The sequence below is a fragment of the Enterobacter roggenkampii genome, assembly GCF_001729805.1.
Lineage (GTDB): Bacteria > Pseudomonadota > Gammaproteobacteria > Enterobacterales > Enterobacteriaceae > Enterobacter > Enterobacter roggenkampii.
In genome coordinates this window covers 2,144,371-2,167,439 of sequence record NZ_CP017184.1, presented here as the reverse complement: position 1 = coordinate 2,167,439, position 23,069 = coordinate 2,144,371, and the positions used below count along the sequence as shown (strand labels likewise).

Below are 23,069 nucleotides of genomic sequence, written 5' to 3'. Positions count from 1 at the left end.
CGTGGAGAAGTTCATGAGTACAGTTCGAACAATTAACATTGCGCTGATCGGGTATGGATTTGTGGGCAAAACCTTCCATGCCCCGTTAATCCAGTCTGTGGACGGGCTTAAGCTGGCCGTGGTCTCTTCTCGTGATGAAGAGAAGGTTAAACGCGATCTGCCGGACGTAGAGGTGGTCGCCACCCCTGAAGAGGCTATTCAGCATCCTGATGTTGACCTGGTGGTGATTGCCTCCCCCAACGCCACGCACGCCGCGCTGGCGACGCTGGCTCTGAACGCCGGCAAGCATGTCGTGGTGGATAAGCCTTTCACCCTCGACATGCAGGAAGCCCGCGACCTGATTGCGCTGGCGGAGGAAAAGCAGCGTCTGCTCTCCGTCTTCCACAACCGCCGCTGGGACAGCGATTTCCTCGGCATTAAGCAGATTATTGAGCAGGGCACGCTTGGCAAGGTCAAACACCTGGAGTCGCATATCGACCGCTTCCGCCCGGAAGTGCGCGTGCGCTGGCGCGAGCAGAACGTCCCCGGAAGTGGCTTATGGTTTGACCTGGGTCCTCATCTTATCGACCAGACGCTGCAGCTCTTTGGCCTGCCGCAGTCGGTTCAGGGGAATATCGCGACGCTGCGCGACGGTGCAGAAATTAACGACTGGGCGCACGTGGTCTTAAACTACCCGGAGCATAAGGTGATTCTGCACGCCAGCATGCTGGTGGCGGGCGGTACGGCGCGCTTTGCCGTCCACGGGGACAAGGGCAGCGTGGTGAAGGCCAGAATCGATCAGCAGGAAGCGCAGCTGCTCTCCGGGGTGATCCCCGGCAGTGAGGCCTGGGGCGAAGACAGCGACAGCATGGTGTTCTTTGGCGCTGACGGCGCATCGCAGACGATCCCAACCCCGAAAGGCGATCAGCGTCAGTACTACATCAACGTGCGTAATGCGCTACGCGGGGAAATCGCCAATCCTGTCCACCCTGTTGAGGCATTGGCGGTGATGGCCGTGCTGGAAGCGGCGGTGACGTCGTCGGAAACGGGGTCAACGCAGACGCTGGCGTTAACGGCTGAAGAGCGTGCTCTGTTGGGTTAAAAAACAAGCCGGGTGACGCGTAGCGCTCCCGGCCTACGATTCTGGAATTGCATCGTAGGCCGGGTAAGGCATAGCCGCCACCCGGCAAGCGTTAAAGACTACGAACGCTTTTTCGGCATCATGCGCAGCAGGGTATTATCTTTCCAGAAATAGTGGTGCATCAGCGCCGCCGCGGCGTGCAGGCCAATCACAAAATAGCCCAGATTTGCCAGCGTCTCGTGCCACTCTTTCAGCATATCTACCAGGTCAAAATTGGACTCCGCCGCATGCGGCATCGCCAGGCCAAAAGCAAACCAGTCGCTACCCCGGTTATACATCATCACAATGCCAATCAGCGGCAGCGCAATAAACAGCAGATACACCACCAGATGCCCCAGATGAGACATCCCCGTCACCATCGCTTTTGGCTTCGGTTGAATCGGTGGTGCACGGAATTTCAGGCGAACCAGCAGACGCGTCACCATCAGCACCAGGATACTGATCCCGCATGAGACGTGGATCATGTTGATCGTCGGGCGCGCGGTGCGCGGGAAGAAACCTCTGAACTCCATGGCGCAGTAGGCGACGATGATTAACAGAAACACCAGCCAGTGGATGCCGATTTGCAGGCTTGTATATTTAGTGCGCATGTGATTTCTCGATTAAAAACAGTTACCGCGCCAACATAATCTCCTTTCCTTAAAAATTCATTAACTTTTCTGTATGGTTTTTCAAATACATCCTCCCGCATGAAGCATCTTCAATTGCCGCCCTGCCCGTGATGGTCTAAGCCTGGATGAGTTCAAACTGTCACATCGACACGTTTACAGGAGAACACCATGAGTAAAATTGGCATTAACGGATTTGGACGCATCGGACGTCTTGTTCTGCGCCGCCTTCTTGAAACCCAGGACAGTAATACCGTCGTCGCCATCAACGACCTCACCTCTCCCAAAGTGCTGGCCTACCTGCTCAGGCACGATTCCAACTACGGTGGCTTCCCGTGGAGCGTGGATTTCACCGAGGATGCGCTGATCGTTGACGGTAAAACCATCGCGGTCTATGCCGAAAAAGAGGCAAAGCACATTCCGTGGAAAACCGCAGGTGTGGATATCGTTGTGGAGTGCACCGGCTTTTATACGTCTGAAGAGAAATCACGGGCGCACCTGGACGCGGGCGCGAAGAAGGTGCTGATCTCTGCGCCCGCGGGAGACATGAAAACCATCGTCTACAGCGTGAACGACGAGACCATTGACGCCAGTGATACCATTATTTCCGTCGCCTCCTGCACCACCAACTGCCTCGCCCCGCTGGCAAAAGCCCTGAACGACGCGTTTGAAATTAAGGTGGGCACCATGACCACCATTCATGCCTATACCGGTACCCAGGCGCTGGTGGATGGCCCGCGCGGGAAAGATCTTCGCGCCTCCCGGGCGGCGGCAGAGAATATCATTCCGCACACCACCGGCGCCGCCAAAGCCATCGGTCTGGTGATCCCTGCGCTCAGCGGCAAACTGAAAGGCCACGCCCAGCGCGTGCCGGTTAAAACGGGCTCCGTGACCGAACTGGTGGCCATTCTGGGCAAGAAAGTGACCGTTGAGGAGATTAACGCCGCGCTGAAAAAGGCCACTCAGGGCAATAAATCCTTCGGGTATACCGATGAAGAGATCGTGTCGTCAGATGTGATTGGCTCGCATTATGGTTCGGTGTTTGACGCCACGCAGACGGAGGTGTCAGAAGCGGGAGACCTTCAGCTGGTGAAAGCCGTTGCCTGGTATGACAACGAGTATGGGTTTGTGACGCAGCTGGTGCGGACGCTGGATAAGTTTGCGGCGCTGTGATTTTTCCCCCTCACCCTCTCCCCAATGGGGCGAGGGGATTGTTCCGTGTCTAAATTATTTTACGTGCGCCCTTCAGAACAGGATCCTGCTGTAGCTGTTTCCACGCGGCGGTGACGGCCTCGGGGAATTCAACGTGAGCAATATAATCCCGCCCGGCCGGGCCATAGCCGTTGGCGTCATCATACAGGCGCGGCAGCTCCCCCATAACCAGTGAAAGGTAACGGTCAACGGGCCACAGCCCGGTGCGGCCCTCGCTGAATTCCACGCCCTCGTTACCGTTTTGCAGCGTCGGCGTAAACCCGGGATGGCTTATCCACTGCGGTGAAACGGGCTCATCACGACACACGCGGGCAAACGTCGCCATCGTGCGGCGCTGCATCGTCGGATCCTGCACCACCAGCACCCGCCCGGTCGTTCGATGACGCTGTTTCAGCATGTTCCAGCTAAAGCGCGCGTTTTCACCGCAGTTGGTGGAGCGATCCTCAACCCACAGACGCGCCTCGGGGATCTGCCAGAACGCCCGCGCAATGTCGGCAAGAATGCTCGCTTCGGCCCGCCCCGTGACCGGTACGGTGTGGTAACGCGGATGATTGCCGATGGCGGTATATAAAAAGGGGGTCGAATGGCCGATGCCGCCGCTGATCAGAAGCGGTACATCTCTCTGGGCGGCAATACGGCAGGCCGCGTCAATGGTGGGGATCACCGCGTTTCCGGCCAGAATCACCGCATCGACTTCCGGGAGCGGACTCGTCGCGCTCAGGTCGTCCTGCGCCAGCCATTCACCGACAGTATTGAAGGCCGCCAGCGTGGCATCCGCCAGAACGGGAAAATGGGGCTGAACCATGGTGAACTCCTCACGTTGTTGAAGCGCCGAATTTATCATTTTTCTGAAATAACCAGAAACATCCAAAAATCATCGGGTTGCACCTGCCTATTATGCTTTTGATTTCCAGCTCTACAAAACATTGTATTGTGCAGGCGTCATGAAAAAGCACCCAACGCTGCTTATTTCGCCGTGATCTGACCAGTTTTATCCCCCCTGCGCTTGCCAAAGACAACATCCAACCCTAAGTTGCTTAACAATTTCACAACCTTTTTTATCATCACAGGTTGCACCTGAAGCGCGCCAGGTGACACCTCTCTCATCATCAACGTGGCGGGGTTTCAGGTCATGACAGAACATGAAAGTAAGACGACGGTGTTACGTAAAAATAAAAAGGTGTTAATCGCCAGCCTTACCGGGAGCGCCATTGAATGGTTTGACTATTTTCTCTACGGTACGGCGGCCGCGCTGGTCTTCAATAAGATCTTTTTCCCGATGGTCGATCCGGTGATCGGACTCATCCTCTCTTATCTCTCTTTCTCATTAACCTTCTTTATTCGCCCCATTGGTGGGGTACTTTTCGCCCACATCGGCGACCGCATCGGACGTAAAAAAACCCTCGTGCTGACCCTCTCTTTGATGGGAGGTGCAACCGTTATGATTGGCCTGCTGCCCACGTATGAGATGATTGGCCTCTGGGCGCCTGCGCTGCTGATCCTGATGCGCATCATTCAGGGGATGGGCATCGGCGGTGAATGGGGCGGCGCGCTGTTGCTGGCCTATGAATACGCGCCAGAAAAACGTAAAGGCTTCTTCGGCAGTATTCCGCAGGCGGGCGTCACCATCGGCATGCTGATGGCAACCTTTATCGTGTCGCTGATGACCCTGTTCAGCGAGGCGGATTTTCTCTCCTGGGGCTGGCGCATCCCGTTCCTGCTGAGCTCGGTGCTGGTGTTGCTCGGCCTGTGGATCCGCAAAGATATTGATGAAACGCCCGATTTTCAGCGAGTCAAAGCGTCCGGCCAGGTAGCGAAGGCTCCCCTGCGCGATACGCTGAAACATCACTGGCGTGAAGTGTTGATTGCCGCCGGTTTGAAGGTGGTTGAAACCGCGCCGTTCTATATTTTCTCGACCTTCGTGGTGAGCTATGCCACCAGCACGCTGACGTATCAGAAATCGCAGGCGCTGGAAGCCGTGACGCTGGGAGCCCTGGTGGCGACCCTTATGATCCCGCTAATGGGGCTGCTCTCCGATAAGGTAGGCCGTCAGCGCATGTACGCAATCAGCGTCTTCGTGCTGGGCCTGTTTATCGTACCGTGGTTTATGCTGCTCAATACCGGCACCACGTGGGGTATCGTGCTCGCGACGGTCATCGCCTTTGGCGTGTTGTGGGCCCCTGTCACGGCGGTACTCGGCACGCTGTGCTCTGAAATCTTTAGCGCAAACGTGCGCTACACCGGCATTACGCTCGGCTATCAGCTGGGTGCCGCGCTGGCTGGCGGTACCGCGCCGCTGATTGCCACCGGCCTGCTGGCAAAATACGACGGCGACTGGGTGCCGGTGGCCTGGTATCTTGCCGTCACGGTGACCATTTCTTTAATCGCGATTTTCTGCGCCAGCCGCGTTAAGCGCGCCACTCTCATCCAGGCGCAGCCCGAACGTCTCTGACCCTTCCCGGCCCGTCCTGCGGGCCGCTCTTTTTCCTTAAATTTCCCTTCACCATTTGATTAACATGCGTAAATCATATTCACTTGAATTATCATTTGCGGGAGTCGTAGAATCGCTAGCCCGCTAATTATTCAATCATTTCTAAGGTAAACGACGTTATGCGCCTGCCCGAACGCGACCCTTATGCTCCTCGCGAGTGGCAGCCACATGAGAAACCCGCCCTGCTGGGTTCGCCCTCCACGCCCGAACACAGTACGCCAAAACGCATTGCCTATGGCGTCGTGGGCCTGCTGGTCTGCCTGACGGGCGCGCTGGGGAATGCGGTGGTAACCGCCAACCTGCAAAATTTGCAGGGGACCTTCGGCGCCTGGTCAACCGAAATCGCCTGGCTGCCCGCGGTTTATGTGATGACCAACATCTCCATCAACCTGCTGCTGGTTAAATTCCGCCAGCAGTATGGCCTGCGCGCCTTTACGGAAGGTTTTCTGGTGCTGTACGTGCTGGTCACCTTTTTCCACCTGTTCGTTAACGATCTCAGCTCGGCGCTGATGGTGCGCGCCGCGCACGGCATGGTGGCCGCCGCGCTCAGCTCGCTGGGGATTTACTATCAGATCCAGGCCTGGCCTGCGAAGCACCGGCTGAAGGCGCTGACCATCGGCATCACCGGTTCATCACTCGCCATCCCGCTGGCGCGCCTGTTTTCAACCGAGCTGCTGCAGCTGGACGAGTGGCGCGGGCTTTATTTCTTCGAGCTGGGACTGGCGCTGATCTCCCTGGCCTGCGTCATCGCCTTAAAATTACCGCCGGGCGACCGGCGCAAGGTCTTTGAGAAAAAAGACTTTATCACCTTCTTTTTACTGGCTCCCGGAATGGCCCTGCTCTGTGCCGTCCTCTCTCTGGGCCGCCTTGACTGGTGGTTCGAAGCGCCGTGGATCGGCTGGTCGCTGGCGCTATCGCTGGTGCTGATTGTCGCAGCCATCGTCTTTGAACATAACCGCAGCAACCCGCTGCTGAACACCCGCTGGCTGTCGAGCGGCAGCATCGTCCGCCTGGGGCTGATTATGCTGCTGATCCGTATCGTGCTGGCCGAGCAGAACACCGGCGTCATCGGCTGGCTGCAGTACGTGGGCTTACAGAACGAGCAGATGACGCACCTTGCGTGGTCCATTTTCGCCGGGATCGTCTGCGGGATTGTCACCAGCTGTCTCACCATCAAGCCGACGAAACTGGCGTGGCCAATCATCACGTCTCTGGCGCTGATGATTGTTGCCTCGCTGCTGGACAGCCAGTCCAACAACCTGACCCGTCCGGATCAGCTGATGGTAAGTCAGTTCCTGCTGGGCTTCGGCAGCGCCTTCTTCCTGGCGCCCGCTATGCTGGCCGCCATTGGCGGGGTGATCGCCGACCCGCGTAACCTGGTCAGCTTCTCGGTGATGTTTGGCATGAGCCAGAACCTCGGCGGCCTGCTGGGCTCCGCGATCCTCGGCACCTTCCAGACCTGGCGCGAGAAATACCACTCCAGCCTGCTGGCGGACCAGCTCACCACGCTCAACCCGCTGGTCAACGAGCGAATTCAGCTTTATACCCAAATGTACAAAAGCCTGATTGGCGACAGCGCGCTGCTGGGCACCCAGGCGATAACGCAGCTGCAAACGGTCACCGCGCTGGAGGCGAATATTCTGGCTTATAACGATACTTATCTGCTGACGGCGAGCATCGCTGCCGCCACGCTGGTCTGGATTTTATGGCGCTTGCTGCGCCTGCGCATCACTGCCCGTCTGGCGCTGAAGAACGCCACCGGCAACAAATAATTGAAAGAGTTCTGGAGAGTTTATGAGTCAGCAGGATGCCGCCAAAGAGCAGGCCAACACCCGCAAAAATGTGCGCATTGTTTCCGTTTTCACCGCCGCCGCCATCGGTATTGTCGGCGTGCTGGTGATCCTTTATGCGTGGCAACTGCCGCCGTTCACCCGTCACGCGCAGTTTACCGATAACGCCTACGTGCGCGGCCAGACGACGTTTATCAGCCCGCAGGTGAACGGCTATATCACCGAGGTGAAGGTTCAGGACTTTGTGCAGGTCAAAAAAGGCGATCTGCTGCTGCAGATTGATGACCGTATCTATCGTCAGCGGGTGCATCAGGCAGAGGCGCAGCTGGCGATGAAAATTGCCGCCCTGAATAACAACCTGCAGCAGCGTAAAAGCGCCGAAGCAACGATCGCCAAAAATGACGCCGCGCTGAAAAATGCCCGCGCCCAGAGCCTGAAAAGCCAGGCGGATTTAAAACGGGTGAAAGAGCTGACGGCGGACGGCTCGCTTTCCATTCGCGAGCGCGACGCCGCGCTGGCCAGTGCCGCTCAGGGTAGCGCCGACATCGACCAGGCGAAAGCCGCCCTTGAGATGTCGCGTCAGGATCTGCAGACGGTGATTGTCAATCGCGGTGCGCTGGAAGCGGATGTTGAAAACGCCAAAGCGGCGCTGGAACTGGCGCAGATTGACCTACAAAACACCCGCATCGTGGCGCCGCGTGACGGCCAGCTCGGCCAGATCGCCGTGCGTCTCGGGGCCTACGTGACCGCCGGGACGCACCTCACCACCCTGGTGCCGCCGCAGCACTGGGTCATCGCCAACATTAAAGAGACCCAGCTCGCGGAGCTGCGCGTCGGCCAGCCGGTGAAGTTCACCGTTGATGCCCTGAACAACAAAGCGTATCAGGGCCGCGTGGAGAGCATCTCCCCGGCGACCGGCGTGGAGTTCAGCGCCATCACGCCGGATAACGCCACCGGCAACTTTGTCAAAATAGCCCAGCGTATTCCGGTGCGCATTGAGGTGCTCGGTAAGCCAGAGGAGGCCGCGCTGCTGCGTCCGGGTATGTCGGTACAGGTGACCATTGATACGCGGGAGGCGAAGCAATGATCCTTCGCCCGATAGCCGCGCTGGTGGCGGCGGTCATGCTGGCCGGATGCCAGTCCGTTGACGTCAAACCGGCGCAGCCGACGCTGCACATCCCCACCCAGTGGCGCACCGTCTCCGGCCCTGCCAGCCCGGCGGAGCAGCTCTGGTGGCGTAATTTCCATGACAACCACCTGAACCGCTATGTGGATCAGGCGCTACAGCATAACAGCGACGTGCTGATCGCCCGCGAACGGATAAACGAGTATCAGGCGCGGGTCTATGCGGCCGACGGCAGCCTGTTTCCTTCCCTCGACGCGGGCTTAACCGGGACGCGCGCCCGTTCACAATCCGCGGCGACCGGGCTGCCGGTTTACGGCACATTGTACAAAGGGAGCCTGACGGCAAGCTATGACGTGGATATCTGGGGCGTCAACCGCAGCACCTCGCGCGCTGCCGAAGCCTCGCTGGCGGCGCAAAAAGCCGCCGCCGCGGCCGCGGATTTGACCGTCGCCTCGTCTGTGGCATCCGGGTATGTCACCCTGCTCTCGCTTGACGAGCAGCTGCGTGTGACCGAGTCCACGCTGAAATCGCGCGAAGAGGCGTTTAACCTTGCGAAGCGTCAGTTTGAGACGGGCTACAGCTCGCGCCTGGAGCTGATGCAGTCGGATTCCGAACTTCGCTCAACGCGGGCGCAGGTGCCCGTGCTGCAGCACCAGATTGCACAGCAGGAGAATGCCCTCAGCCTGCTGCTGGGAAGCAACCCGGGCGACGTGGCGCGCAGTGAAAGCTTTGCAGCACTGACGCCGCTGACGCTGCCGTCGCAGCTGCCTTCTACGCTGCTGAACCGCCGCCCGGATATCGTTCAGGCCGAACGCCAGCTGGTGGCGGCGGATGCCTCGCTCGCGGCGTCGCGCGCCAGCCTGCTGCCGTTGATCAACCTGACCGCGACAGGATCGGTTCAGGATCGCACCCTATCCGGCCTGCTGGACAACCCGCTCCAGCTCTGGAGCGTCGGAGGCAGTATCCTTGCCCCGCTGCTGAACCGCCAGGCGCTGAATGCGCAGGTGGATATTTCTCAGTCCCAGCGTAACCAGGCGCTGTACGCCTATGAAAAGACCGTGCGTAACGCGTTTGCCGAAGTGAACAACAGCCTTGATGCGATTACGCGCTATCAGGAACAGCTGACGGAGCTGCTTGCCCAGCAGGATGTGGCCCAGGAGACGCTGCGCATTGCGCAGAATCGCTATCGCAACGGTTATTCCTCCTATCTGGACGTGCTGGACGCGCAGCGCACGCTGTTCTCGGTCCAGACCAGCGTCGTGCAGGTGAAAAATAACCTGCTGCTGGCGCAGATTGATTTGTACAGAGCGCTGGGCGGCGGCTGGGTCAGTGCCTGAAAACCTGCCCGGTGGCGCTTCTGTATGACCGGATACATAGGTGACAGATCAGACCGGGAACATAGGTAACACTTTTAGTCTATCCGCACCACACTCTGGGTTTTTCGGTCGTAGTACGCAAGCGTTATTCCGTTGAAGATGATGGCCTCCAGGCCATCATCCTGTTCTTCCAGCATGATGTACTCATCAGTCAGCGCTTCACTCAGGAACACCGTCCCCTTTTTCCCCATATAGAGTGTCCCCCTCGATTTCACCCTGTAGACCGTTCCTCCTGACGGATAGGCATAGTCAGGAACACGGCCATCCCACTGTCGCTTCGAGGGGTGCCACACCGTTCCGGGCGTTGCACCCGCCAGGGCTTCATGCGGTCTTTCGTAGTTAAATTCTTCCCGGTAGTCACTGAACCACCGCTGTTGTTCTTCCATCGTCATGAAGGTGTTCCCCTGCGCCAGCGCACTTTTCAGGGAACGGTGCATGCGTTCGTGCCGCCCGTTCTCTTCGGGATGGCCCCGCCGGATACGCTCCGGTCTGACGCCCAGCTTTATCAGCCAGACGGCAAGGCGACTTAACCCGGCGATACCCGTCCCTGCGAAGGGCTGACCATTATCGGTTCTCAGAACGTCCGGCAGACCGTACTCCAGGAACGCCTCCGTCAGACAGTGCCTGACGAAGGGCTCGCTCTCACGGTCCGTTCCACGGCAGCTCAGCAGATACCGGCTGTGGTTGTCGGTCAGGGTGAAGGGATGACAGTACTCTCTGCTCAGCAGCCTGAACTTGCCTTTAAAATCAGCGCTCCAGACCTGATTGTTTTCACTGATGCTGGTCAGAGGCCGGCGATTCCCCGGCGTTCTGCGCTTTCTCTTTCTGTCAGGTACCAGGCCTTCACGCTTGAGGATATCGCCGACAGTGCTGGCAGCAGGAACGGTAAAATCGACGTGATGATTGAGGAGCCACATCCGCAGTTTTTTCGGGCCCCAGTCAGGGTGTTTCTGACGCAGGGCAGTCAGGTGTCCGACGACCTCATCAGGAACCGTCCGGGAGTGAGAGCATGGTGCGCGCGACCGGTCAGAGAGAGAGGACAGGTCAGAAGGGTCAAAACGCTGAAGCCATTTGTAGCCGGTTTTGCGGCTGATACCAAAAAGACGGCAAAGAGCGGAGAAGGAGTCCGTACCTGCATGGCAGGCACGGATAAAATCAAGGCGTTGCATAGGTCGGGTCTCAGTCCAGGGCATAGCGAGTCTCCTCTTCTATGCCAGTTATAACTGTTACCCATGTATCCGGTCTAAAGTGTTACCCATGTTTCCGGTTCATACCCTTCGCTTACCGGGCCTACATTTCGCCCCGTAGGCCGGGTAAGCGAAGCGCCACCCGGCGATTCCCCCTCAGGAGACAATCTATGCAACAACAGTGGTCTGCAGTTGATAATTTCATGATTTCGTCACTTATTCCTGACGATGACGTACTGAATCAGGTGCTGGAAAACAACAAACGCGCCGGGCTGCCTGAACATGATGTCGCGGCCAATCAGGGGCAGCTGCTGGCGCTGTTCGTGCGCATGACGCAGGCAAGACGCATTCTTGAGATCGGGACGCTGGGCGCCTACAGCTCAATCTGGATGGCGCGCGCGCTGCCCCCGGACGGTAAGCTGATTACGCTTGAGGCCGATCCCACGCATGCCCGCGTTGCGCGCGAGAATATTCAGCTTGCGGGGTTAAACGAACGCATTGAATTAATTGAAGGCCCGGCGCTGAGCTCACTGGAGAATTTCGGCGAGGTTCCGCCGTTCGACCTGATCTTTATTGATGCCGATAAGCCGAACAATCCCGGCTATCTGGAATGGGCGCTGCACTACTCCCGCCCCGGTACGGTAATTATCGGCGATAACGTGGTCCGTGATGGCGAAGTCATTAACGGCCAAAGCGACGACGCGCGCGTGCTGGGCGTGCGGCGTTTTATTGAGATGATGGGCGATAACCCGCGCTTAACCGCCACCGCGCTGCAAACGGTGGGGATTAAGGGATGGGATGGGTTTACGCTGGCGATTGTAGAACGATAACCAGCCGGGTGGCGGCTTTGCCTTACCCGGCCTACATTTCGCACTCGTAGGCCCGGTAAGCGCAGCGCCACCGGGCAAGGGTTTAACCGGAAATCTGCTCCATCGCCTGCAGAATACGCTTATCCGAAATCGGATACGGCGTACCGAGCTGCTGGGCAAAGAAGCTGACGCGCAGCTCCTCGATCATCCAGCGGATCGCCTGCACGTCTTCATCGTCGCGGCGCGCTGGCGGCAGCTTGTTCAGCCACTGCTGCCACGCCTGCTGCACGCTCTCCACTTTCAGCATCTGCGCGCGATCGCGGTGCGGGTCGATAGCCATTTTCTCCAGCCGTTTTTCAATGGCCTGGAGATAGCGCAGCGTATCGCCGAGACGGTTGAAGCCGTTGCCGGTGACAAAGCCGCGGTAAACCAACCCCGCCATCTGCGCCTTCACGTCCGACAGACCCAGCGCCATGGTCATATCCACGCGCCCTTTCAGACGCTTGTTGATGTTGAACACGGTGGTGAGGATCTGCTCGACCTGTTTGGCAATCTCCACCACGGTGTCGTTCAGCTCCGCGCGCACCTTTTCATGCAGCTGAGCAAAGCCCTCTTCCGTCCAGACCGGGCCGCCCGCCTCGTGGATCAGTTTGTCCACGCCGCAGGAGATGCAGTCGTCAATCAGATCCAGCACCTTGCCGTACGGGTTAAAGTAGAGCCCCAGCTTGGCCTTGTTCGGCAGCTTCTCGTGCAGATACTTGATCGGCGACGGGATGTTGAGCAGCAGCAGGCGACGCAGCCCGCGCCACATCATCTGCTGCTGTTCCTGCGGGTTATCAAACAGCTTGATCGCCACGCTGTCGCGCTCGTCCACCAGCGCAGGCCAGGCTTTCACCTTATAGTTGCCGCGCTTCTGCTCGTAGCTCTCCGGAAGCTGACCAAAGCTCCAGATGTGCAGCCCGCTCTGCTCGATGCCGTCGTCGGCCACCGCAGAGAGCGTCTCCTGGACTTTGCCTTTCAGCGCCTCTTTCAGCTCGCTCAGGGAACGCCCTTCCAGCAGCTTTTTGTTTTTATCGTTCACCACGCGGAAGGTGATTTTCAGGTGATCGGGCACCTGATCCCAGTTCCAGTCGTCGCGGTCGATGGTGGTGCCGGTCATGCGGCGGAACTCGCGCTCCAGCGCGTCCAGCAGCGGCAGCTCCAGCGGTGTGACGCGGCCCAAAAACGCTTCCGCGTAGTTTGGCGCAGGCACAAAGTTGCGGCGAACCGGTTTCGGCAGAGATTTGATCAGCGCAATCACCAGCTCGCGACGCAGGCCGGGGATTTGCCACTCGAACCCGCTCTCATCCACCTGGTTTAACAGCGGCAGCGGAATGTGGACGGTCACGCCGTCCGCGTCTGCCCCCGGCTCAAACTGATAGGTCAGACGCAGCTTGAGGTTGCCCTGATGCCAGAAGTTCGGGTAGTCGAGTTTGCTGACCGACTCCGCGCCCTCTTTAATCAGCATGCTCTTTTCAAAGTTGAGCAGGTCCGGCGTCTCTTTGCTGGCCTTCTTCCACCAGCTGTCGAAATGGCGAGCGGAGATGACGTCGTGGCTGATGCGCTGGTCATAAAACTCGAACAGCGCTTCATCATCCACCAGAATGTCGCGGCGGCGCGATTTATGCTCCAGCTCTTCCACTTCAGCACGCAGCTTCAGGTTTTCACGGAAGAAGGCGTGGCGCGTCTGCCAGTCGCCCTCCACCAGCGCGTGGCGGATAAACAGCTCGCGGCACAGAGCCGGATCGATCTGACTGTAGTTGACCTTACGCGCGGCGACGACCGGCAGGCCGTAAACGGTCACTTTTTCGGTCGCCATCACCGCGCCCTGCGCGCGCTCCCAGTGCGGTTCACTGTACGAGCGCTTAAGCAGATGCTGCGCCACCGGCTCCACCCATTCCGGATCGATACGCGCGGCAATGCGTCCCCACAGGCGGCTGGTTTCCACCAGCTCGGCAACCATGGTCCATTTCGGCGGCTTCTTGAACAGGCCAGAACCCGGGAAGATGGCGAAACGGGCATTGCGCGCGCCGGTATACTCCTGCTTCTCGGCGTCCTTCATCCCAATGTGGGACAGCAGGCCGGTCAGCAGCGCGATATGGATTTCGCGGTACTCCGCCGGTTCGCTGTTCACCGGAATGCCCAGCTCTTTCACCACCTGGCGAAGCTGAGTATAGATATCCTGCCACTCGCGCACGCGCAGGTAGTTGAGGAAATCCACCCGGCACTGGCGGCGGAACTGGTTCGAGGAAAGCGCCTTCTGCTGCTCGCCGAGGTAGTTCCACAGGTTCACGAAGGCAAGGAAATCGGACTCTTTGTCGTGGAAGCGGCGGTGCTTTTCGTCCGAGGCCTGCTGTTTGTCCATCGGACGCTCGCGCGGATCCTGAATGGACAGCGCCGAGGTAATGATCATCGCCTCGCGCACGCAGCCGTGCTTTTGCGCTTCCAGCACCATACGCGCCAGGCGCGGGTCGACCGGGAGCTGGCTGAGCTGGCGGCCCAGCGGCGTCAGCTTATAAACCGTCGCCTGCTCGTCGGTGGTAATCGCCCCGAGCTCTTCCAGCAGACGCACGCCGTCCTGAATGTTGCGTTTATCCGGCGCTTCGACGAACGGGAACGCCGCGATGTCGCCCAGCCCCAGGGCGGTCATCTGCAGGATAACGGACGCCAGGTTGGTGCGCAGAATTTCCGGGTCGGTGAACTCCGGGCGCGACAGGAAATCATCTTCAGAATAGAGACGAATGCAGATCCCTTCCGACACGCGGCCGCAGCGGCCCTTACGCTGGTTAGCAGACGCCTGCGAAACGGGCTCAATCGGCAGCCGCTGGACCTTGGTGCGGTAGCTGTAGCGGCTGATGCGCGCCGTACCCGGGTCGATCACGTATTTGATGCCCGGCACGGTCAGCGAGGTTTCCGCCACGTTGGTCGCCAGGACGATGCGGCGTCCGCTGTGCGGCTGGAAGACGCGGTTCTGTTCGCTGTTGGACAGGCGGGCATACAGCGGCAGGATCTCGGTGTGGCGCAGGTCGCGCTTGCTGAGCGCATCGGCGGTATCGCGGATTTCGCGTTCGCCGCTCATGAAGATCAGGATGTCGCCCGCGCTTTCGTTACCCAGCTCGTCAACGGCATCAAAAATAGCCTGCAGCTGGTCGCGCTCGGTATCATCCGCCTCTTCCACAATCGGGCGATAGCGCACTTCAACCGGATACGTGCGTCCCGACACTTCAATAATCGGCGCATTGTTGAAGTGCTTCGAGAAGCGTTCCGGGTCGATGGTCGCGGAGGTGATGATCACTTTCAGATCCGGGCGACGCGGCAGCAGCTCTTTCAGGTAGCCGAGCAGGAAGTCGATGTTCAGGCTGCGCTCGTGCGCTTCGTCAATGATGATGGTGTCGTACTGCATCAGCAGGCGATCCTGCTGAATTTCCGCCAGCAGAATACCGTCGGTCATCAGCTTGACCATGGTGTTATCGCTCACGTGGTCGCTGAAGCGCACCTTGTAGCCGATGCAGCCGCCCGGCTCCGTCTGCAGCTCTTCGGCAATACGGTTCGCGACGGTACGCGCCGCCAGACGACGCGGCTGGGTGTGGCCAATCAGGCCTTTGATCCCGCGGCCCAGCTCCATACAGATTTTCGGCAGCTGGGTGGTTTTCCCCGAACCGGTTTCACCCGCGACAATCACCACCTGGTGGTCGCGTACGGCCTCAAGAATGTCCTGTTTCTTCTGGCTGACGGGCAGGTTTTCCGGGTAGGTAATCGCCGGGCGCGCAGCTTCGCGCAGCACAACCTTCCCTGCCGCCTGTTCAATCTCTTTCGCCATCTCCTGGTAAATGGCCTGTTGTGCATCAGGATTTTTAACCTTCTTAACGCCGTGCAGACGGCGGGCGAAGCGCTGTTTGTCGCGCAGCGTCAGAGAATCGAGCTGTTGCAGGAGCATCGGGAAGGTGAATTTTTGTTGTTCTGTCATAGCGTTAAAGGGCAGTACACGCCCTGATAAACTCTCTTTTTAATGATTGCTATAGAGTACCACACTGACGCCTTTCGTGCCTTATTCAAAAAATTCGAACATAGGCTTCGATATATTGCGCTATCTCTGTGGCAGGATTGTGAATAGAGTGTCAACAAGCAACGGGGCAACCCCCTTCAATCAAATGCAACAACAGGAATCACCCATGAGCAAAGTATTAGTTTTGAAATCCAGCATTCTGGCAGGGTACTCTCAGTCTGGTCAGCTGTCTGATTACTTCGTTGAACAGTGGCGTGAACAGCATTCTGCTGACGAAATCACCGTGCGTGACCTGGCTGCAAACCCCATTCCTGTGCTTGATGGCGAGCTGGTTGGCGCGCTGCGCCCAAGCGATGCACCGCTGAGCCCGCGTCAGCAGGAAGCGCTGGCCCTGTCCGACGAGCTGATTGCTGAGCTGCAGGCTCATGACGTCATCGTCATCAACGCCCCAATGTACAACTTCAACATCCCAACCCAGCTGAAGAACTACTTCGACCTGGTGGCGCGTGCTGGCGTAACCTTCCGTTACACCGAGAACGGCCCTGAAGGTCTGGTAAAAGGCAAGCGTGCGATCGTGCTGACCAGCCGCGGCGGTATCCACAAAGATACCCCAACCGACCTGGTTGCGCCGTACCTGAGCCTGTTCCTGGGCTTCATCGGCATCACTGACGTGAACTTCGTGTTCGCGGAAGGTATCGCTTACGGTCCGGAAGTGGCGACCAAAGCGCAGACCGACGCGAAAGCCGCCATCGACAGCCTGGTTGCAGCGTAAGACTTCACCCTCTCACCGCCCGGTGGGAGGGTTTTTCTTTTCCCCCGCATTTCGCTATCATCCGCTCCCACTCTCCAGCCGGGCGGCCTGATGTCTGCGATCATTGATTCTTTTATTGCCCCACCGTGTCACGATGACATTCAGATCCTCTGGCAGGATGAACATCTGCTGCTGATCGACAAGCCTTCCGGCCTGCTCAGCCTCTCGGGCAAAAATCCGCAAAACTTTGATTCCGTCCACTATCGTCTGGTTCAGGCGTTCCCGGGCTGCACGCTGGTGCACCGTCTGGATTTTGGCACGTCCGGGCTGATGGTGGTTGCGCGCAATAAGGCCATCAACGCAGCACTGTGCCAGCAGTTTAGCCAGCGCAGCGTGGAGAAAGTTTACAGCGCCCTGCTTTGCGGCCACGTGGAAAATGATGAAGGGGTTATTGATGCACCGATTGCCAAAGACCCGGCGCTGTTTCCGCTGATGTCGATCTGCGCCACCACCGGTAAACCCGCCCGCTCCCGCTACCAGGTCGTGGAACGGTTTTATCAGGGGGCGGGATTACCGTTAACGCGGGTGAAACTGATCCCGGAGACCGGGCGAACCCATCAGCTGCGCATTCACTGCCAGCAGCTGGGGCACCCGATTCTGGGTTGCGATCTGTATGGCGGTCTTGACGTGCCGGGCGCTGAAGACGCGCCCCGGCTGATGCTGCATGCCAGCGAGCTGAATTTTATTCATCCCGCGAGCGGCGAGCCGGTTAGTGCCCGCCACGCCGCCCCGTTCTGAATGTGGTTTACCACATCAAATCGTCAGGGATTTTGAAGTCCGCGTACGGATCGTCTTCGTCCTGCTCTTCCTGGCTGAGCGCGCTGTTTAACACGATGCTGTCGGCATCGCGCTGGGCAATTTTATCGGCCACTACCGCCGGGATAATCGCGTATTCACAGTCGCCGCTGGCGTTGATGACCAAGCGGGCAATCGCCAGACGGCCGTTGATCAGCTGAGCCTGGGTTTGCTTGTCCACCTCGATTTTTTTGATCAGATTACCGTCGGTGAAGTTAAAGGTGATGTTGCCTTTCGCCACGGTGATGCGGTTCATCTCGATCAGCTGCTTCACCTGCGCCTTAAACTCTTTCGCCAGCACGGCCTGCTTCTGCTGCTCGCTCAGCAGCTTGTCACGCTCGATCTGGGCCTTCTTGTTCTCTTCTACCGCTTCCCGAGCCTCACGCGCCTGAACGCGTGATTTCTTTGCCGTGCGCTGCACTTTCGCCGCTTTCTTGCTGCTGACGAGGCCCGCTTTCAGCATCTGCTCTTGTAAGGTGAGTTTTGTCATGATTATTTCTAAACCGGTTGGAAATTTTGGGGATTATAGCGGGAATTGCGGAGCGTGTGCCAGAGAAGCAGGCATGGCGTTTTGTTAGCTGAGTCTGGTTCATTATTCATTCAGCATTTACTAAGGTTAACGAGAAAGCGTGATTAAAAATTGTCAGGTCATTTTCTTAAAAAAAATGAGCCGTTCATAAATATGACGTGGGTTGAATATCTATGGTCACGTCAGGCGTAGGCTGGCTTTCTCTTAATAAAAGGATGCGGAGAAAAGATGGCCTTAAAAGGAACGATGCTGCTAAATGGTGCTGACTATGCGCCTTTTAACCTGTACGGCGTTGGCGTGTTTATGGCGCATTCCGGGCAGGGAATTTACAGAAACAACGGATTTTGTGGTGCAGTTAAAGGGTCGGGTCCAATTCCCCCAGGTAAATACTGGATTGTTGACAGAGGGACTGGAGGTTTCTTTTCAGGTTTAAAAGCGAAGGTTCAGGATCGGTGGAATAAGGTCAGGTCCGGTGCAGAATTTGGCCGCGATGAGTGGTTTGCTTTATACAAGGATGACTGGGGAATCGATGATGGTACCTGGATTGATAACGTCTATCGGGGTTTGTTTCGGCTGCATCCGGGTACGGTATCTGAAGGATGTATCACGATTGCCCATAATTCTGATTACGCACTGATTCGGAATGCTCTCATGAGTACAGAGCTTATTCAGGTTCCCTGTATGCGTTCACTGATGGCACGCGGTTGGGTTGAGGTGAGTGAAAGTGGATATACCAACGCGTGCCCTTAAATGGGGCATCAGGCTGTTCAAAACGGTCTGGTTTCTATGCATCAGCATTTTAGTAGGCCGCACATTGGGACCCGCTGAACGCTATCTTGATCATGACGTGGTCTCATCTCTATGTGATTTTATTTATGGTGATGTGAATGCTGAAACACTATACGACACATATACCAATATCGATATTTTAATCGTACTGACCCTCGCTACGGTTATTTACCGCTTAACAACGCTACTACTCAATAAAATAAGGAAATAAAGAATGCCTATTCCTCCCTATATGTGGCTAAAAGACGACGGTGGAGCACATATTAAAGGTTCTGTAGATGTTCAGGATCGTGAAGGTAGCATTGAGATCATAGGACTGAGTCATGGCCTAAACCTCCCGGTAGACAGCGCTAACGGCAAGATCACCGGCACGCGTCAACACTCATCTATGCGGATTGAAAAGGAAGTTGATAGCGCCACGCCCTACCTTTACAAAGCAGCATCTACCGGTCAGGCACTCAAAAGCGCTGAAATTAAGTTCTATCATATTAATGATGCCGGACAGGAAGTCTGTTATTACACTGTACTAATGGAGAACGTAAAGGTTACGGGTGTTAACTGCAGCGTGCCGAACGTGAAAATCGCTGCCAACGATAAAATGAACCATGTTGAAAGCGTAAGTCTGCAGTACGAAAAAATTACCTGGCGCATCGTCGACGGGAACATAATGCACAGTGACGCCTGGAACGAACGCCCTACAGCATAACACTAAGGGGCGCGATGCCCCTTACTCTCTCACTTTCCTCTCCAGGCTGTGCGCAATCCTGTTCATGAACTTCCCTCATGTTGCATTGAAATTAAGTCACTTCCCCTGCGCCGCGGGCTCAGGCATAAATTATGCATTGGTAACTTCTTAGCAACATGAACTTAGGATGCATAACCACAATGAGCAAAGCTTTCACATATACCCTTAAGCGCAGTTGCTTCGATGAGAATTACAACCCGTCAGAAAATACGCGTACGACCACCAACTTCGCCAACCTGGCCCGCGGGGAAAAGCGTCAGGAAAACCTGCGCAATACGCTGGTGATGATCAACAACCGCTTTAATGCTTTAGCGCGCTGGGATAACCCAAACGCCGATCGCTATGCGGTTGAACTGGAAATCATCTCTGTCGATTTGAATATTGGCGCGGAAAAGCCGTTCCCGGCCATTGAGATACTGCAAACCACCATTGTCGACAAGAAAAACAACCAGCGTATCCCTGGCATCGTCGGGAATAACTTCTCGTCTTACGTGCGGGATTATGATTTCAGCGTGCTGCTGCTGGATCACAACAAGAACCAGCAGCACTTCAGCATTCCGGAAAAATTTGGCGAACTGCACGGCAATATCTTCCGCCATTTTGTGAGTTCACCGGAATACAAAGAGAACTTCACAAAAGGACCGGTGATTTGCCTGAGCGTCTCCAGCAAAGATACCTATCGCCGCACCGGTAACCAGCACCCCGTACTGGGCGTTGAGTACCAGCCGGATGGCGAATCGCTTACGGAGCAGTACTTCGCGAAGATGGGCCTGAGCGTGCGCTACTTCATGCCGGAACACAGCGTGGCGCCGTTCGCGTTCTTCTTTACCGGGGATTTGCTGAGTGATTACACCGACCTCGAACTGATCGCCACCATCAGCACGATGGAGACGTTCCAGAAGATCTATCGCCCGGAAATTTATAACGCCAACTCGGCGGCCGGACTGTGCTACCGACCGGATCTGAACCAGCAGGATCACTCCTTAACCAAAATTGTGTATGACCGGGAAGAGCGAAGCCGTCTGGCGATTGAACAGGGTCGATTTACCGAAGAGTACTTCATTAAGCCTTACAAACACATTCTTGAGCAGTGGTCTGATAACTACACGCTTTAATACATCAAAAAGGTCTTTTATTATGAAAACATTGCTCCCGACTTCAACGGCTGGCAGCCTGCCTAAGCCGACCTGGCTTGCGCAACCTGAGACGCTCTGGTCACCGTGGAAGTTACAGGATCAGGAACTGCTGGCAGGCAAGCAGGATGCGCTGCGCCTGTCTCTGGATGAGCAGATCCGCGCGGGAATCGATATCGTCAGCGACGGGGAACAGACCCGCCAGCACTTCGTCACCACCTTTATTGAACACCTGAGCGGCGTCGATTTTGAGAACCGCCAGACGGTGCGCATTCGTAACCGCTATGACGCGAGCGTGCCGACCGTGGTCTCCGCCGTCGCGCGCCAGAAACCGGTCTTCGTCGACGATGCAAAGTACCTGCGCCAGCTCACGGACAAGCCGATCAAATGGGCCCTGCCGGGGCCGATGACCATGATCGACACCCTGTACGACGCGCACTATAAAAGCCGAGAAAAGCTGGCCTGGGAATTCGCCAAAATCCTCAACCAGGAAGCGCGAGAGCTAGAGGCCGCAGGCGTGGACATTATCCAGTTCGATGAACCGGCGTTTAACGTCTTTTTTGATGAGGTCAACGACTGGGGCATCGCCGCGCTGGAGCGCGCCATTGAAGGGCTGAAGTGCGAAACCGCGGTCCACATCTGCTACGGCTACGGCATCAAGGCCAATACCGACTGGAAAAAGACGCTCGGCTCGGAGTGGCGCCAGTACGAAGAGGCCTTCCCTAAGCTGCAGACCTCTAACATCGACATCATCTCCCTGGAGTGCCACAACTCCCGCGTGCCGATGGATCTGCTGGAGCTGATCCGCGGTAAAAAAGTGATGGTTGGGGCGATCGACGTGGCAACCAACACGGTTGAAACGCCGGAGGAAGTGGCCGATACGCTGCGAAAAGCGCTGCAGTTTGTCGACGCCGACAAGCTGTACCCGTCAACCAACTGCGGCATGGCGCCCCTCTCCCGTCAGGTTGCCAACGGCAAGCTTAGAGCACTCAGCGCTGGCGCAGAAATTATCCGCCAGGAGCTTGGCGCGTAATCCCCTTACGCTGCCAGTACAGCGGCGTACCAAATCGCTCGACGTAATAATCAATCACCGCCCTGACGTTCAGGGGCGGATGTCGGGCATCAGGGTAGATCGCCGCGATAGCCTGTTGTTCCGTAGTGATGGCGCACTCCAGCGCGGGCAGGAGCGGAATCAGCTCACCGCGCTGGAGCGGCTCGCTCACCAGCCAGTCCGGAAACAGCACAATCCCCATCCCTCCCCGCGCCGCAGCCAGCAACGCTTCCGCATTATTCGAGGTCATCAATGGCGTCACGGGATAGTGTGTCCACGCCTCGCCCGCCCTACGCAACAGCCAGCGGTTAGGCCCTGACGATCCGCGATACACCAGGCAATGATGGCGGTTCAGATCGTCCGGCACTTCTGGCGCACCGTGTTTACGCACGTAGTCTGGCGACGCGGCCAGATGGTACACCTGCTGCCCAAACACCCGCGCGCGAAACGACGAGTCCGTCAGCACGCCAATGCGGAAGATAAGGTCTGCCGCATCCCGGTGGGGGTCAATGAAATCATCGGTCAGCGTCAGCTCTACGCTCAGGCGAGGATAGCGTGCCGACAGGCCGGGAAGTCCTGGGGCTATGTGCTTCTGGCCGAAAAACACCGGTCCGTTAATGCGGATCGCACCGGACGGCTCCACCGCACGCGCGTCCAGCTCCCGGCGCGCCTCTTCAAGATTCTCCGCCATCGACCGGGCGTAGCGAATAAACAGATGACCGCTTTCCGTGGGAATGACGGCCCGCGTATTGCGATAGAAAAGCTGCTGCCCGAGCGCATCCTCGAGCTGGTGGATCACGCGCGATATCTGCGAGGCCGATATCCCCTGCCGCCGCGCCACGACGGAGAAGTTCTGCGCTTCATACACGTCGATAAAGATCAGCAGCGCGCGGATGTTGATGTTGCTGGCGTCAACCATTAATGCATATCCTGCAAAGGTGTTTCCACCATTATGGCATTTTTCTCATTGCACAACCCACGTAATCTTCTTCGCCTGAAAACGGAGGAAGAAGAATGCAGTTGGTTTTGATTTTACTGGTGATTGCTGGCGGGATGGGCCTCTCCGTCGAGGCGGGACTGCTGGGCCCCCTGGGGGGAAAAGTCGGGGATTTATGGGCGACGTTCAGCATTTTTGGCGTCGGCGCCGCGCTGACGTTTCTGCTGATGCTGTTTTTCAGCCCGCGCAACAGCCCGTCGTTTTTCGCACAGCCCGGCTGGCAGCTCCTCGGCGGGGTGCTGGGTCCGATCTACGTCGTCATACTGACGCTCGCCACGCCGACTATCGGCATCGCGCTGACGATGATTGGCATTCTGGCAGGTCAGGTTTTTAAAAGCGTCATCATTGACCACTTTGGTCTACTGGGCACGCAGGCCCGCAGGATTGACGCGAAACGGATTATCGCTCTGGGATTCATCATTGCGGCACTGATTCTGGTCGCACAGGGGTAACGC

20 protein-coding genes are annotated in these 23,069 nt (G+C 57.3%); 14 read left to right on the top strand and 6 right to left on the bottom strand.

Translation table 11 applies throughout. The annotated features are described in order from the left end of the window. The first annotated feature begins 13 nt into the window (after nucleotides 1-13). Nucleotides 14-1,081 carry an oxidoreductase gene (locus BFV67_RS10205; protein WP_069598254.1) on the top strand — a complete coding sequence of 356 codons (1,068 nt, stop codon included), beginning with the start codon at nucleotides 14-16 and terminating at the stop codon, nucleotides 1,079-1,081. 98 nt (nucleotides 1,082-1,179) lie between these two features. On the opposite strand, the gene cybB is transcribed toward BFV67_RS10205, so the two are convergent. After that, nucleotides 1,180-1,710, bottom strand: a complete 531-nt coding sequence (gene cybB, locus BFV67_RS10200; RefSeq protein WP_021242559.1) for a cytochrome b561 — start codon at nucleotides 1,708-1,710, stop codon at nucleotides 1,180-1,182. Nucleotides 1,711-1,899: 189 nt separating this feature from the next. Between cybB and gap the strand changes: the two genes are divergently transcribed. Next, nucleotides 1,900-2,901, top strand: a complete 1,002-nt coding sequence (gene gap, locus BFV67_RS10195; protein ID WP_025911237.1) for a type I glyceraldehyde-3-phosphate dehydrogenase — start codon at nucleotides 1,900-1,902, stop codon at nucleotides 2,899-2,901. A gap of 49 nt (nucleotides 2,902-2,950) precedes the next feature. Here gap and BFV67_RS10190 read toward each other — a convergent pair whose 3' ends face one another. Further along, nucleotides 2,951-3,745, bottom strand: coding sequence for a YdcF family protein (locus BFV67_RS10190; RefSeq protein ID WP_069598253.1), 795 nt, complete (start codon nucleotides 3,743-3,745; stop codon nucleotides 2,951-2,953). A 327-nt stretch (nucleotides 3,746-4,072) separates the two neighbouring features. Here BFV67_RS10190 and BFV67_RS10185 point away from each other — a divergent pair, with 327 nt between their 5' ends. The 4 genes from BFV67_RS10185 to BFV67_RS10170 all read left to right on the top strand — a co-directional run bounded on the left by BFV67_RS10185 (nucleotide 4,073) and on the right by BFV67_RS10170 (nucleotide 9,684). Next, nucleotides 4,073-5,392, top strand: coding sequence for an MFS transporter (locus BFV67_RS10185; protein WP_069598950.1), 1,320 nt, complete (start codon nucleotides 4,073-4,075; stop codon nucleotides 5,390-5,392). Between the two features lie 158 nt (nucleotides 5,393-5,550). After that, a complete protein-coding gene (locus BFV67_RS10180) occupies nucleotides 5,551-7,203 on the top strand; it encodes an MFS transporter (RefSeq protein ID WP_008502308.1) in 1,653 nt (550 codons plus the stop codon). A 22-nt stretch (nucleotides 7,204-7,225) separates the two neighbouring features. Further along, nucleotides 7,226-8,308, top strand: coding sequence for an HlyD family secretion protein (locus BFV67_RS10175; protein ID WP_021242565.1), 1,083 nt, complete (start codon nucleotides 7,226-7,228; stop codon nucleotides 8,306-8,308). Then, nucleotides 8,305-9,684, top strand: a complete 1,380-nt coding sequence (locus BFV67_RS10170) for an efflux transporter outer membrane subunit (protein WP_069598252.1) — start codon at nucleotides 8,305-8,307, stop codon at nucleotides 9,682-9,684. The genes BFV67_RS10175 and BFV67_RS10170 overlap by 4 nt, the downstream gene beginning before the upstream one ends. 74 nt (nucleotides 9,685-9,758) lie before the next feature. Here the strand turns inward: BFV67_RS10170 and BFV67_RS10165 are convergent, their stop codons facing one another. Beyond that, complete coding sequence (locus BFV67_RS10165) at nucleotides 9,759-10,892, bottom strand: integrase core domain-containing protein (RefSeq protein WP_235610607.1); 1,134 nt, start codon at nucleotides 10,890-10,892, stop codon at nucleotides 9,759-9,761. 188 nt (nucleotides 10,893-11,080) lie between these two features. Here BFV67_RS10165 and BFV67_RS10160 point away from each other — a divergent pair, with 188 nt between their 5' ends. Further along, nucleotides 11,081-11,740: an O-methyltransferase gene (locus tag BFV67_RS10160; RefSeq protein WP_008502311.1), complete on the top strand. Its 660-nt coding sequence runs from the start codon at nucleotides 11,081-11,083 to the stop codon at nucleotides 11,738-11,740. A gap of 82 nt (nucleotides 11,741-11,822) precedes the next feature. Here BFV67_RS10160 and hrpA read toward each other — a convergent pair whose 3' ends face one another. Beyond that, nucleotides 11,823-15,725, bottom strand: coding sequence for an ATP-dependent RNA helicase HrpA (gene hrpA, locus BFV67_RS10155; RefSeq protein ID WP_069598251.1), 3,903 nt, complete (start codon nucleotides 15,723-15,725; stop codon nucleotides 11,823-11,825). A 205-nt stretch (nucleotides 15,726-15,930) separates the two neighbouring features. On the opposite strand from hrpA, the gene azoR reads away from it, so the two are divergent. Together azoR and BFV67_RS10145 are read left to right on the top strand one after the other, a co-directional pair. Beyond that, nucleotides 15,931-16,536 carry an FMN-dependent NADH-azoreductase gene (azoR, locus tag BFV67_RS10150; protein ID WP_008502313.1) on the top strand — a complete coding sequence of 202 codons (606 nt, stop codon included), beginning with the start codon at nucleotides 15,931-15,933 and terminating at the stop codon, nucleotides 16,534-16,536. 90 nt (nucleotides 16,537-16,626) lie between these two features. After that, nucleotides 16,627-17,313 carry an RluA family pseudouridine synthase gene (locus BFV67_RS10145; protein ID WP_069598250.1) on the top strand — a complete coding sequence of 229 codons (687 nt, stop codon included), beginning with the start codon at nucleotides 16,627-16,629 and terminating at the stop codon, nucleotides 17,311-17,313. 7 nt (nucleotides 17,314-17,320) lie between these two features. Here BFV67_RS10145 and BFV67_RS10140 read toward each other — a convergent pair whose 3' ends face one another. Next, complete coding sequence (locus BFV67_RS10140; RefSeq protein WP_021242569.1) at nucleotides 17,321-17,860, bottom strand: DUF2058 domain-containing protein; 540 nt, start codon at nucleotides 17,858-17,860, stop codon at nucleotides 17,321-17,323. A 267-nt stretch (nucleotides 17,861-18,127) separates the two neighbouring features. On the opposite strand from BFV67_RS10140, the gene BFV67_RS10135 reads away from it, so the two are divergent. The 4 genes from BFV67_RS10135 (at nucleotide 18,128) to BFV67_RS10120 (ending at nucleotide 21,599) form a co-directional block, all read left to right on the top strand. Next, nucleotides 18,128-18,649: a DUF2778 domain-containing protein gene (locus BFV67_RS10135; protein WP_032674738.1), complete on the top strand. Its 522-nt coding sequence runs from the start codon at nucleotides 18,128-18,130 to the stop codon at nucleotides 18,647-18,649. A 253-nt stretch (nucleotides 18,650-18,902) separates the two neighbouring features. Further along, nucleotides 18,903-19,394 carry an Hcp family type VI secretion system effector gene (locus tag BFV67_RS10130; protein ID WP_008502317.1) on the top strand — a complete coding sequence of 164 codons (492 nt, stop codon included), beginning with the start codon at nucleotides 18,903-18,905 and terminating at the stop codon, nucleotides 19,392-19,394. Between the two features lie 179 nt (nucleotides 19,395-19,573). Then, nucleotides 19,574-20,548, top strand: coding sequence for a DUF1852 domain-containing protein (locus tag BFV67_RS10125; RefSeq protein ID WP_069598249.1), 975 nt, complete (start codon nucleotides 19,574-19,576; stop codon nucleotides 20,546-20,548). Nucleotides 20,549-20,570: 22 nt separating this feature from the next. Next, entirely contained in the window at nucleotides 20,571-21,599 is a 1,029-nt protein-coding gene (locus BFV67_RS10120; RefSeq protein WP_045335863.1) for a methionine synthase, read from the top strand. Here the strand turns inward: BFV67_RS10120 and BFV67_RS10115 are convergent. Beyond that, nucleotides 21,574-22,536 (bottom strand): LysR family transcriptional regulator, encoded by a 963-nt coding sequence (locus tag BFV67_RS10115; protein WP_044596386.1) that lies wholly within the window; start codon nucleotides 22,534-22,536, stop codon nucleotides 21,574-21,576. The two genes, BFV67_RS10120 and BFV67_RS10115, sit on opposite strands and share 26 nt — an antisense overlap. A gap of 95 nt (nucleotides 22,537-22,631) precedes the next feature. Here BFV67_RS10115 and BFV67_RS10110 point away from each other — a divergent pair, with 95 nt between their 5' ends. Then, nucleotides 22,632-23,066, top strand: coding sequence for a DMT family transporter (locus BFV67_RS10110; RefSeq protein ID WP_069598248.1), 435 nt, complete (start codon nucleotides 22,632-22,634; stop codon nucleotides 23,064-23,066). Nucleotides 23,067-23,069: the final 3 nt, after the last annotated feature.